Source organism: [Brevibacterium] flavum, assembly GCF_019317305.1.
GTDB classification, from domain to species: Bacteria; Actinomycetota; Actinomycetes; order Mycobacteriales; family Mycobacteriaceae; genus Corynebacterium; species Corynebacterium glutamicum.
The window spans coordinates 656,872-668,880 of the sequence record NZ_CP079240.1 but is presented as its reverse complement, the minus strand read 5'-3'; the positions used below and the strand labels follow the sequence as shown (position 1 = coordinate 668,880).

At 54.5% G+C, this 12,009-nt stretch carries 9 protein-coding genes; 2 read left to right on the top strand and 7 right to left on the bottom strand.

The window, feature by feature from the left end; translation table 11 throughout:
- Nucleotides 1-110 precede the first annotated feature (110 nt).
- The 4 genes from KW808_RS03230 to eccCa form a co-directional block, all read right to left on the bottom strand.
- Nucleotides 111-401 carry a WXG100 family type VII secretion target gene (locus tag KW808_RS03230; protein WP_003854533.1) on the bottom strand — a complete coding sequence of 97 codons (291 nt, stop codon included), beginning with the start codon at nucleotides 399-401 and terminating at the stop codon, nucleotides 111-113.
- Nucleotides 402-432: 31 nt separating this feature from the next.
- The gene (locus KW808_RS03225; protein WP_003860664.1) at nucleotides 433-759 is read right to left on the bottom strand and encodes a WXG100 family type VII secretion target; all 327 of its coding nucleotides are present in this window, start codon (nucleotides 757-759) and stop codon (nucleotides 433-435) included.
- A gap of 170 nt (nucleotides 760-929) precedes the next feature.
- Nucleotides 930-1,832 carry a type VII secretion-associated protein gene (locus KW808_RS03220; RefSeq protein WP_003860662.1) on the bottom strand — a complete coding sequence of 301 codons (903 nt, stop codon included), beginning with the start codon at nucleotides 1,830-1,832 and terminating at the stop codon, nucleotides 930-932.
- Nucleotides 1,829-5,446 carry a type VII secretion protein EccCa gene (gene eccCa, locus KW808_RS03215; RefSeq protein WP_003860660.1) on the bottom strand — a complete coding sequence of 1,206 codons (3,618 nt, stop codon included), beginning with the start codon at nucleotides 5,444-5,446 and terminating at the stop codon, nucleotides 1,829-1,831. Before eccCa ends, KW808_RS03220 begins: the two co-directional genes overlap by 4 nt.
- Before the next feature lie 214 nt (nucleotides 5,447-5,660).
- Here eccCa and eccD point away from each other — a divergent pair, with 214 nt between their 5' ends.
- Both eccD and mycP read left to right on the top strand, forming a co-directional pair.
- Nucleotides 5,661-7,043, top strand: a complete 1,383-nt coding sequence (gene eccD / locus KW808_RS03210) for a type VII secretion integral membrane protein EccD (RefSeq protein ID WP_003860658.1) — start codon at nucleotides 5,661-5,663, stop codon at nucleotides 7,041-7,043.
- A 1-nt stretch (nucleotide 7,044) separates the two neighbouring features.
- On the top strand, nucleotides 7,045-8,289 hold the full coding sequence (gene mycP / locus KW808_RS03205) for a type VII secretion-associated serine protease mycosin (RefSeq protein ID WP_003860655.1): 1,245 nt from the start codon (nucleotides 7,045-7,047) through the stop codon (nucleotides 8,287-8,289).
- Between the two features lie 144 nt (nucleotides 8,290-8,433).
- Here mycP and KW808_RS03200 read toward each other — a convergent pair whose 3' ends face one another.
- From KW808_RS03200 to KW808_RS03190, 3 genes are all read right to left on the bottom strand, one after another.
- Nucleotides 8,434-8,862 (bottom strand): TIGR02611 family protein, encoded by a 429-nt coding sequence (locus KW808_RS03200; protein WP_003860653.1) that lies wholly within the window; start codon nucleotides 8,860-8,862, stop codon nucleotides 8,434-8,436.
- 200 nt (nucleotides 8,863-9,062) lie between these two features.
- On the bottom strand, nucleotides 9,063-10,370 hold the full coding sequence (locus tag KW808_RS03195; RefSeq protein ID WP_003860651.1) for an SAM-dependent methyltransferase: 1,308 nt from the start codon (nucleotides 10,368-10,370) through the stop codon (nucleotides 9,063-9,065).
- 84 nt (nucleotides 10,371-10,454) lie between these two features.
- Nucleotides 10,455-12,002, bottom strand: a complete 1,548-nt coding sequence (locus KW808_RS03190) for an FAD-binding protein (protein WP_003860649.1) — start codon at nucleotides 12,000-12,002, stop codon at nucleotides 10,455-10,457.
- Between the last annotated feature and the right edge of the window lie 7 nt (nucleotides 12,003-12,009).

Below are 12,009 nucleotides of genomic sequence, written 5' to 3'. Positions count from 1 at the left end.
ATAGCCTAGCGGGGTTACAGGAAAAACTTGGGGTGTGTTTTCGCTATTTTTTGCCTTCTAAAACTGCCGTCACCCCGCCAGCCATCAAAGCCAGCTTTCACAACTAGCCCTTATGCACCCCAGCTTGCTGCTGCGCGGCGGTTCACATCAGACATACGTTCAGCGCCTTGGGCAACGGTGTTGGAGATGGTGGCAAGGATGGTGTTGAGTTCTGCTGCTGCGCGGTCCCACTTCAGCTGCGCCTCGCTGTATGCTTCGCTGGATTCGCCCTCCCAGCTGGCTACCATTGGCTGCAGTTGGGATTTCAGACCATCGAGAAGTGAGTTGATGCGACCTGAGGTGGAGTTGATGTCGGTTGCGGCACCTTGGATGGCACCGAATTCATAGCGGATCATGTCCATGTTCTTGGTTCCTTATTCTTCTTTGAGAGTTTTACAGTGGGAGTCCAGCGCCGTCGCCAGCACCGACAGCGTTGAATGCCTGGGAGTTGTCGGCTTCAGTGTTTTCGAAGCTGCGCGCGTTGTGGCGGATGTTGTCAGAGATGGACGCCAGTGCTTCCTGCAGTTGGCGTGCTGATGAGTTCCAGCGGTTCATCAGGGAGTCGAAGCTGACCTGTGCTTGGCCGGCCCAGCTGCCGCGTACGGAATCAACAACTCCGCGAAGTCGGCTCAGTTCGCCCTGAACTTGATCGTTAATGTCGTCTACCTGGCCCGCCGTCGCGAGCATCACATCGGATTCTGTCCTGAAAAGATTTGACATTGGTTCGCCCCTCCTCGAACGAAATGATTTTAAAGTTCACCAGTTTCTCTGGTGTTCCCCCGGAAAAGCTTTTTGCCTTTCCTATTTATGTTGGACTGTGAAAGTCGCGTTTTGGTTCCCTATTTTTCAAAACTTTTTTATTTCGGCATCATTCCGGCCTTATTTCGGCATCATTTCAGCGTCAGATGCTCAATCACATTTCGGCATTGTGCCTTGTGAACAAGGGTTTCGGCGGCTTTGCTGTGACAGCCAACATTGAGTTGGCGGTCGGCTTCAAACCAGGTCACCCACAGCACGTTGGAGCCGTCGCCGGGTGTTTCGCGGTAGTCGATGGTGGTTTTCTCGCCCCACTCCCCTGCGGGAATTTCCTCCAGCGAAGGATCCTCGGTGATCAGGCGGCGCAGCTCTTCGGCAACCAGCGCGGCGTCCGCGCCGTGCAGCGGATCGACGCCCACGTGGATGCGCAGGTTCGGGTCGGGGCCTTCCAGGTAGCGCGACTGTTCGTCGCTTCGCATTTCAAAACCGAACGGTGCCTCAATAAGCAGGTCCTCGGTCACGAGCACGGTGGGCTGGGGTTGGGGTTGATTGCTTATCGACGTCTCCCCCTGCGTTGAAATCTCCGCCACCTTATCTACCGGCCGTGAGTCCACTGGCCCCGTGAAACCCGAAATCACCCAAATGCCAGCAATAGAACCAACCAATATGCTGACCAACAACAGGTGTAGTGGCTTGATGCCGTAGAACTGGCGGACTTGTTTTCCACTCGTGGGCCGTTTAATTTTCGGTGGTTCCTCCGCAACGGGAGGTGCTTCTGCTTCAACCCCGCCGCAGGTCACGCCTTTGGAAGCAAACATGGAGGTGAGTGCATTGACTACGTTGTCGGTGCCATCCACCACGATCTCAACAGATGGCCAGTTTTCACCTGCTATTTGTTTCACTTGATCCAGGACAGCAGAGTGAGCCCATCCATCAAGGATGCCTTCGGCAGCCAGGTCATAGCGGTAGATGGTTTCAGGGCCGTCAAAGATGGTGGCGGTTTCTAGGACTGTGATGGTGATTGTTTGGGTGCTCATGAGTCATCACCCATGCGTGCCATCTGTGCAACACCGATGTTTTCACCGCGGATGGACATCGTGGCACGTCCTGGTGGTTGTGCTGTGGGTTTGATGCCTAGGATGGCGCCTTCGTCGCGGTCGGCGTCGAAAAGCACGACGTGCGGTGATTGGTCCTTGATCTCGGACATGACCGGATCGTAGAGCGCACGCGAGGCGCCACCGGCTTTGCGGGTGAGCACGATGTGCAGGCCCACATCTCTTGCATGCGGGATGATCTCGCGCAGTGGATGCAAAGTGCCGGCGGGGAGCAAATCATAATCGTCGATAACTAAATAAATGTCGGGTCCCTGCCACCAGGAACGCTCGCGAAGTTCTTGGGCGGTGATATCAGGTCCTGGAAGTCTGGCGGATAGCGTGGCCACCATGTCTTTAATGGTGTTGTGGACTGCTGTGGAAGTGGCACAATAAGCAGCCAACATGTCTTCGGGGACCAGGCCTAGGTGGGTGCGTCGAAGGTCGAAAAATACCAAGCGTGCTTTCTCCCGCCCCACAATTGTCAGACCCGTGACAATCGTGCGGATCAGCGAGGATTTGCCACAACCTTGAGAACCAAAAGCTAGAAGGTGGCGGCTGGATTCTGGATCCCACGTCAGCGTGGATAGTTCAGCACCTCCCCGTGCAATCGGGATGCCAGGTGTCGCAGAAAGCTCAAGCTCGTGAAGCAGGATATGCGCAGGCAGCACGCTTAATTGTGGGACCTGCTGCCATCCTTGCCCATCGGCCATGACGCATACTTGGGCGATGTCTTGGCCAGACGCATGAGCAATAAGGATGTGTTCTTTATCCAGGTTGAGGCCACGCCCAGGTTTCGACGGGATCCGAAGCTGAGCTTTACGATCAATCACCGAATCCATGGCTTCGCCGAGCTTCAATTCGATTCTGCCAGTCACCAGATCACGGACCGCGGGGCGGATGGAACTCCAGCGTTGAGTGCTTAAAACTAAATGCACCCGCGAGGCAAGGCCGTTGGCGGCGATGTCTACGAAGGCGTCGAAAAGCTCGTCGAATTCTTGGGTGATGGTGTGCCAGCCGTCCACAATAAGGAAGGTGTGGCGTTGTTCAGGGTGGTTGATCAGGCTGCGTACTTCATCAACAACTCGGCGGACTTTCTCTGGATCTTTGCGTCCTGCCACGCCTGCTACATGAGGCAGCCGGGAGAGATTTTCCAGGGAGGTTCCAGATAAATCCAGCACGTAAAAGCGGATGTTTTCCGTACTGTGGGTGGCTGCCATGGAGACCACGATGCTGCGCAATGCCGTGGACTTTCCGGTTTGGGGCCCACCACAAATAGCCCAGTGTCCGCTTCCACCGTTGAGGGAAAAATCAATCAGCAATGGATCTTGTCGCTGTTGATAGGGCCTATCGATCATCCCGATCACGGCGCTTAGCTCACCGACATCATCAGCCAAAGCACCAATCGATACTTCTGCCGGCAACGGTGGCAACCAGATGCGATGAGCGCTTAACCCCCGCAACTTCGCGGCGCTGATAGCGCGCGCAACCACGGCGTCGATAAGCGTCTCGGTGCTTTGCTCGACAATCACCTCCTCTTTGGGTTCCTCCCAGCCGGTAAAAAGGCGCACCCGGGACTGCGTTGGTGCGAGGTGATGGCGACGCATGATGGGGCCGGATACATAACTTGCTTGGAAGCGGGTGACGGTGTCGACGTCGGATTTGAGGAAACCTGCGCCGGGTTGGCTGGGTAATTGATATGCGTCAGTGATGCCTAATACCTGGCGCGATTCTGACGCTGAGAAGGTTTTTAAGCCGATCCGGTAGGACAAGTGGGAATCCAATCCGCGCAACCGCCCCTCTTCCAGACGTTGGCTAGCGAGCAACAAATGGATGTGTAAGGAACGGCCCAAGCGTCCGACGGCGACGAATAGGTCTGCGAAATCGGGATGTTGGCCAAGCAACTCCGAGAATTCATCAATCACAATGAGCAGCGCAGGCATCGGTTTCACACCATCACGCTGGTTATATTCATCCACATTGGCGCAGCCACCTGCCTGCCGAAGGGCTTCTTGCCTGCGGTTCATCTCACCCGAAATCGCATCATGCATGCGCTCCACCAGCATGGACTCTTCCTCCAAGTTGGTGATCACCGCGGACGTGTGAGGCAGCTGCTCGAAGCCCAAAAAGGTGGCGCCACCTTTAAAATCCACCAACACCAGATTCAATTCCTCAGGCGAATGGGTGATCGTCAGACCTAGAACAAGTGTTCTTAAAAGTTCGGATTTTCCGCTGCCAGTAGCGCCGATGCACAGCCCATGTGGTCCCATTCCGCCGTGCGCCGATTCCTTCAGATCCAGTACCATCGGCCGACCGGACGCGTTCAAACCCAAGGGCACCGCCAAGCGAGTTTTAGGCTGCGTGCGCTTGTTCATCCATAAGGTTTCTGGAGTTAAATGCTCCACGTCATCGATCCCCAACAGAGATAACAATTCGCCGGAGCTCGCCGCGTGTGCTGTGGTTGTGCGTCGAAAAGCAGTCAAACGGCGGCCAAAAACCTCCGCAAGCTTAGCGCTAACCGCATCCGGCGTGCCCAGCTCCTCCGTGCCGTGCGCGGTAGCCACATGCAGACGCTTATCGACGTGCAACAGCAGCCCTTCATCCTCTGCCAGCTGGCCCAATGCGGTGCTGGTCTGCGCGCCAACGTTGATGATCGTGGTCCATTGGGGGTCATCAATGAAGCTTTCGGTGCCGTTGGTCAACACGGAATCCACCAGCAAAATCCGAAAAGCAGCCCTCTCCGGATCGCGGGTGTGCGGTACCCATTTCAGCCACTCCCAACCCGACTCCCCGATCGCCTTGATACCCACCACCTCCGGTCCGTGGTGATACAACAACTGCACAACCAGCGCCCGCGCCAGATCATGTGCGCCCGCACCGTTGAGCCCAATGAATCGAAACGCCTGCAACTGAACCGACACCGGCATGCTCTGCACCGACCCCACATCCCGAATGGTGTGACGCAACGACACCGCACATACCGGATCAAGATCCTCCGGCGCACCCGAATCGCTCACGTTAATAGCCGGATCAAGCCTGGTCACGCCCAAACCAAAACGGATCTCCAAACAATCTTGATCATCTTGGGTGCGCTCCCACATCCGCCGAGTCCCCAACGTGGACCACAAGGTTGCTGGATCAGGATGCCTGTGCCATTCATGCCTGCGCTGCATCGCCGCGTGATCTGTCGCTTTCGCCCGCAATGCACCCAGGTGACGTAAATAGGTGCGCCGAACCTCATCAGTATCGTCGCCTTCAGGTGGGGCGAACATCATCAGGACGCTCATTCCCATCATCATTGGAAAAATCAAGACCATAGGATTTAACTGCCCACTGGTAAGGATCATCAGCGCCACCATCGCCAACACCATGGCCACCATAATCACAGGCATCAATACTTTGAGCAGTGGTTTCGGCGCTGGACGTACCGCTTGTGGCACAGCTTCAGCGATCAGCGGCTCCGTTGGCAGCGGTGGCGCCGGATCGCGTTCTGGCCACGTCACCGGTTCCACGATGTAACCAGTTGGTGATTGTTCTTGTCGCTCCACTGATGTTGTCATTTTCTAACTCCCCCGAGTTCTTCTTGTCTTGCCTAGTGTCGTGCTTTTTAGAAAGTCATCTAAAAAAGAAAAGGCTGTCAATAAGTGTTTGACTGGAAAAACGGCCAAAAGGTTCCCTTGAATGTGAAATTAGGGGAATTCTCACCAACGCTGCTCCCCGTCCCCTTTTGCTGGCATACTCAAAGACACATTTGTTGGGGGACAATTTTGGGGGTTGGTTATTTTGGCAATCGATAATGCGCTGCGCGTGAGCATCCGCATAGATCTCACCGTTGGCGATGCGCCCGCTGCTGTGGCTGATGTGGCGCTACCTGCAGGTTCGAGTCTGGCGGACATTTTGGATGAAATTTTAGAACTCACCGATGCACCCCGGATTTCCAGGCCGTGGGTGGCTCACACTGCTGCGGGAAGTCCCATTGATTGCGGGATTCCGCTTGCAGAAACACAAGTGGAACAAGGCAGCGTGGTGGTCCTTTCACCCGAAAGGGACTTGGAAGCCCCCGTGTTACGTGATGTCGCCGAAGCGTTGGTGGAGTTTTCTTCCACGAACCGCGCCGGGCACCTCGTGGAATTGATGACTTTCGCGGGGCTCATCGGGGCTGCCGTGTTAATGACAAGTCCTGCTGCCTCCGGAATTATTGTGCCCGGCCGCATGGGAATCTTCGTTGCAATCTGCGCACTACTGCTTCTGTGGCTCCCACCCGCGCACACCCCGATCCTTCGAAACGTCCTGCCGATTACCCTGATCTTGGGCGCAGGCGGAGCGGTATCAGTGCTGGTTGCAGGCACTTCTGGGACTTCTCCCGGCGCGCTTACCTGGACGATTTTCGCTGGCGCGTGCACTATTCTTGCCAGTTCGCTGCTGGTTCATGTGGTGTATCGTCCAGCAATTCTTCTGGTGGCAACACTGTCCACATTGGGGCTCGGCCTCTTAGTCCTTGCAGCAACCACCACTCTGTGGAAGCTCAAAGCTACCGAAGATTTCAGCGGTCCAGCAGCGATCACGGTCACCGCTTCCACCATCACCATGTGCTTCGCCCCGAAAATCGCAGCATCGCTAGCAGGCCTGCGCGTCCCATCGCTTCCCACCGCCGGCGAAGATCTCTCCGTCAGCGACCTCACCATGACTGATCCCGAGAAAAGAATAAAAACAACAAAGACGCTTTTCGACGCCCAGATCCTTGGCCTTGGCGTTTTGAGCGGGCCTTTGGCGTTGTTGTCGGTTACCCCGGGCACCTGGACAACCACCGTTTTTAGTTTATGCATCGCGGTGGCTTCGCTGCTTCACGCTAATCGTCATCAAGCACCAATTCCCACGTGGACATTGATGGGGTTATCTGCCCTTGGTTTCATTTCCATGGCGTTATCCGCAAGCCGATCAGGTTCACTAGTTGCACTGATCGGTTCTGTGGTTATCATCGCTGTGCTGGTCAGCGTGGCATTGTGGATCAGTACAATCCCCACGCTGGAACCCACCACCATTGTGTGGCTTGAAAGGTTGGAATCACTGTGTCTTGCAGCTAGTCTGCCACTCGCACTGCATTTGCTGGATGTATTTGGAATGCTGCGCGGTCTTGATATTGGATTCGGTGGATAAAATGCGCAGGCTCATCGCGGTTAGCTTGGCTGCTCTGTTTATGTTGGCTTCCTCCCCAGCGACGAGGGCACAGGAAGTAGAAGCTCTCGCTTGCCCCGAGGTAGCGATCGCCGATCCTTCCTCCGCAGTTTTAGATGAACATCTTGCACAGTCATTATCCCAAGCTCACCAACTAGCAACTGGCGCCGGTGTGATGGTGGCAGTTATCGACACCGGAGTATCCCTGCATCCACGTCTGCCCCACTTAATTCCCGGCGGTGATTTCGTGGGCGCCCACCAAAGCCCCGATGTGCCAGGTGAACTTATCGATTGCGACGGCCACGGCACCATCGTCGCCGGAATCATCGCCTCCCAAGGAAACCCCGGCACCGGCTGGCCATATGACGGCAGCTCCGATCCTTATATCGGTGTCGCCCCAGATTCCGGAATCATCTCCATTAAACAAACCAGCTCATATGTGCGTACTCGTGAAGATTCCAACGTCGGAACGCTGAGCACCCTGGCGGAATCCATCCACCGAGCTCTCGATTCCGGTGCCCACGTGATCAATATTTCCGTGGTGTCCTGTTTGCCCCAATCACCCGACGAGGCCGCATCGTTCCAGCCTCTGACGGATGCTCTTAACAGAGCAGAACTTCAAGGGGTGATAGTGGTGGCAGCAGCAGGAAACCTCGGGCAGGATTGTCCAGTTGGATCTACCGTTTATCCTGCACATTCAGACACTGTGCTCTCTGTGTCGGCGCGTTTTGATTCTCACACGCTTGCAGAATATTCCATGCCTGGCAACCAACAAATCCTTTCTGCACCAAGCCACATTCAGGCTGGTCTATCACCGCGTGGCGACGGCTTCGCCAGCCACATGATCACCACCGCTGGCGAAAGCCCCTTCGAGGGCACCAGTTTTGCTGCTCCAGTTGTCAGCGCCACAGCTGCACTGCTTCGCCAGCATTTTCCCTTTGCCACACCCTATGAAATTCGTGCACGAATCTTCAACAGCATCGACCCTGCAAGAGGCGCTATTGATCCCTACCTGGCACTTACTCAAGAAATCTATCCCACCACTCCCCTGGTTCATGAGATCGCACTAAGTGTTCCCACGCCGCCGGATGATTCTCCACGGGAGCGGGGCATCCTAGTTACCGCAATCATTGTTGGGTTGCTCGCAGTGTTAGCTGTGCTGATGGGACTACGCCGAATTCATCATCACTCGGCCTTTCAAAAAGCTAGCTCAAGTGTTATCACTTAATCTATGAGGCACCGTTCAGAATCCCATCAACCGCAAGAGCCCAAACCAACTACACAAACGACTCAGGAATCTGTATCGCATGCCTTGGATGAGATCTTTTCCAGGCGCTCCGAATTAATGGATCGCCTTCAAAGCGAATAGTTGTTAGCGGCTCAACCCAAGCCAGGTGAAGAACTCATCTGCCCACGGGATAGTTCCGGCGTGCCACATCAACCAAAATGTCACGATGAACACCACCCAAATCAGCAGAATCATCAGTGCCAACATCGCCATGCGGAAGCGGAATGATTTCTTGCCGTACCAGGTGAAGAAGCGATCATACTGATGCACTCCCCAGGCCAGGAGGTTCTTCGCCCATTTAAGCTCCAGAGACAAAATGCCCACACCAATGAAGGTGGTCAGCCAGCCTTGGCCGGGAAGTGGAATGGTGATCAGACCGATGATCGTGACCAACCATCCAAGGATCAGGGTGCCTGGCCGAACTAAGAAGCCGAACTTCTTCTGCTTTGATCGTGCGTGTGCTTCTTGTAGTCGGTCAATGCGGTCACTGACCATTTCTCGCATCGTGCCCATGGGTTAACTACAGGTCTCCGCGGGTGGGAAGGAGACATCGATAAACATGGGGTGTGGCATGGGCATAGTTACAGATGCATCCTGAAAGTGTTGAAAATCCGCAAAAGCAGGTGGGAAATGGGACGGTCGCTAATTGCTAGTCGAGTTTACCTACAATTAACTCCTGCCCCTAGGGAACCTCAAAAAGAAACACTGTTTCTTTAGATAGTCCACCACATTCTTTCAGGAACTTCTCCGCGACTTCCCTGCTCATCGAGTTTCACACCCAGTACTTGGTGCAGCTGGACGATGTTGTGGGCAAATCCCCATTCCGAACCTGCCATGTACAGGCCAAAGAGTCGTGCAGTGGGTTCACCGGCGAGTTCAACTGCTTCCTCCCAATTTTCTTTGAGGTTTTCGCACCACGCGTGCAGGGTGCGTTGGTAATCAAAGCGGAGGTTTTCTTCGTGCAGCACTTCGAAACCGTTGTCCTGCATGTGCTTGATCAGGTTGCCAGAGCCAGTGAGTTCACCGTCGGGGAAAATGTAGCGATCAATAAATGCACCTGCGTGGCGGGGGCGGTTGTCTGGGTAGGTGATGCTGTGGTTGAGCATCAGTCCGCCTGTTTTGAGTTTGCTGCTAAGCAATTCAAAGTAGTCGGGATAGTTGTTCACACCGATGTGTTCAATGATGCCGATTGCTGAGATCGCATCGAATCCAGTTTCTGGAACATCGCGGTAATCCATGAAGCGAATTTCCGCGAGGTCTTCCAAACCTTGGCGTTTGATCTCTGCGTGACCCCACTCATATTGCTGTTCAGACAGCGTAACTCCGATGGCTTTCACACCGTGTTTGGCGGCGTAGCGGACCATGCCTCCCCAACCGCATCCCACGTCTAGGAGGCGATCGTCTTCTTTCAGACGCAGTTTTTCAAAGATGAGGCGGTATTTGTTTTCTTGGGCTTCTTCCAAACTTGATTCTGGCGTTGGATAATACGCGCAGGTATAGGTCATGGAATCATCTAAAAACAGGGAGTAGAACTCATTGCCCACGTCGTAGTGGTAGCTAATGGCTTTCTTGTCGCGGGATTTCGAGTGCCTGGATGCTAGCCCGTTGATCAGTGCTTTACGCCATGCGGGGGCTTGTTCCATTGGTGGAATTTCCTGGAATTTTAAGGCATTCATTTTCCGCAGAGTCCACATGATCTGCAAGGTGGTGGATGCATCTGGGCGTTTGAAGCAGCGGTAGAACTCCTTCAACGCATCAAAGATCCCATAAGGATGGCCGGGATGCTCACCTTCCACGATGAGGTCTCCCATGAGGTAGGCACGTGCCAAACCCAAATCTCCTGGCGCTGTTGCGATGTAGGATACTGCATCCGTGTTGGCAACAAACAGCTGGTAGGGAGCATCTTCAGGGCCAGTGAAGCTTCCATCGAAGGCAGTGATGTGGAATGGGATGGGTGCAGTGGTCGTGGCCTCGACGATGTCGGCGATGGTCATGAGGTCCTGCGCTACGGCGTTACTCATAATGCTTTGCTTTCTCTTCTTGTGCATTTTTTTAAAATGTGGCCACAAGTAGTGACCACAAGCCTCTACCTACAGTGAGCGATCCTAGGCGCCTTTTACTGTCTTTTCATACAAACCGGGGAATCGGCTGTGGGGATCCCACTGCTTTTTTAGCAGCGCCGGGATGGTTCCGCCATAAAGTTTTTCAAAGTCTTCCCTGGTGTAGAACGCTTCGGAGTACAGCGATTTATGTCCGCCTAGCTCTGCCATGACGCGTTCGATTTCTCTGTTAAATGCTCCCTCTGGTGCGTCGGAGCCCATCAGATCAACCGGCACTGAGGACCAGAATCCGATGTTGACCCACAGCACGTCCTTCTTCAAGGGATACAGCGGCCAAGGGTGTTCAGCAGCACCGGAGCCGATTGCTTCAGGGGAGCTCAAAATTTCTCCAGCACCAACCGAACTACCTGGTACCTCCCGAATCTTGATCGGGCACAGCCACAGCGGCTCGATGTCGCTGCTTTCAAAGAACCATTTCAAAAATACTGGCAGTTTATCAATCGTAACTTCCACGTCTTGGACCACCCGTTCCCTAGCCGGGCGGCCTTTGCGCTCTTCCAGGCGATCAGCGATGGAGTATTTTCGATCCCAGCCGATGATCTTCCAATAGAAACTCGAGCGCAGCAGATCCCTGGGCCAGAGTTTGCGCACCACGGGGTTTTGGGTGCCGAATGCGCGTGAACACCAGAACCAGTCGGTGTCCCAGCGCCAGATGTAATCGCGGATTGTCAGGCGGTCATAGGTGATGCCCTCTGGGTGTTGCAGGGAGCGGTAGTAGCTTAAATCCCTGGTGTAATCGCTGGTGGGGCCAGGTTGTGAGGTTTGCGTGCCAAGAACTAAGTAGGCTTCCGTGGGTGAAAACACCACGCCGTCAAGGTAATCGACGGGTTGGTTATCAAACTCCAGAGAAGACGCGACTTCCTCAATCGCTTTGGTCAAAGACTCTAAATCGTTGAAGCGCACGTGGCGCAGCTGGACGTAATCTTGCACTGGTTCCAGCTCAATTTTTAGCCGCACCGCGTATCCCAGCGAACCATAAGAGTTGGGAAAACCTCTGTAAAGGTCGACATTTTCTGTGGGCGAGCAAGTCACGATCTCACCAGTGCCGGTAAATATATCCATCTCCAGCACTGATTCGTGTGGCAAACCGTTGCGGAAGGATGTGGATTCCACGCCCATTCCGGTCACTGCGCCACCAAGCGTGATGGTTTTCAGTTGAGGCACAACCAACGGCATCAGACCATAACTTAAAGTGGCATCTACCAGGTCTTCATACGTGCACATGCCCTGTACATCGGCGGTGGCATTGACCGGATCAATGGCAATCACTCCCCCAAGCGCTGCCACATCTAGGCCGTGACCTGCATCGGAGCGTCCACGGAACAGGTTGGAGGTTTTCTTAGCTAAACGCACCCGCTCCCCAGCAGGAATCGCGTCAAAGCTTCTCTTAAGCTTTGTAATTGCCTCCCAATGGGCGTTCCAGCCTTTGGGGATTACCTCTTTTTGATCTACTCCACGACCAATGGACAAGCTGTTGCTCAGTTTTCCGATGGTCTTTAAAAAAGTACTATCCGGGTCAACTAATCCGCTCATGTAAGGC

Bases quoted from the DNA above. Each gene is read 5' to 3' on its own strand.
- KW808_RS03230 (WP_003854533.1), bottom strand. From the start codon at position 401: ATGGACATGATCCGCTATGAATTCGGTGCCATCCAAGGTGCCGCAACC.
- KW808_RS03220 (WP_003860662.1), bottom strand. From the start codon at position 1,832: ATGAGCACCCAAACAATCACCATCACAGTCCTAGAAACCGCCACCATC.
- eccCa (WP_003860660.1), bottom strand. From the start codon at position 5,446: ATGACAACATCAGTGGAGCGACAAGAACAATCACCAACTGGTTACATC.
- KW808_RS03190 (WP_003860649.1), bottom strand. From the start codon at position 12,002: ATGAGCGGATTAGTTGACCCGGATAGTACTTTTTTAAAGACCATCGGA.
- KW808_RS03195 (WP_003860651.1), bottom strand. From the start codon at position 10,370: ATGAGTAACGCCGTAGCGCAGGACCTCATGACCATCGCCGACATCGTC.
- mycP (WP_003860655.1), top strand. From the start codon at position 7,045: ATGCGCAGGCTCATCGCGGTTAGCTTGGCTGCTCTGTTTATGTTGGCT.
- KW808_RS03200 (WP_003860653.1), bottom strand. From the start codon at position 8,862: ATGGGCACGATGCGAGAAATGGTCAGTGACCGCATTGACCGACTACAA.
- KW808_RS03225 (WP_003860664.1), bottom strand. From the start codon at position 759: ATGTCAAATCTTTTCAGGACAGAATCCGATGTGATGCTCGCGACGGCG.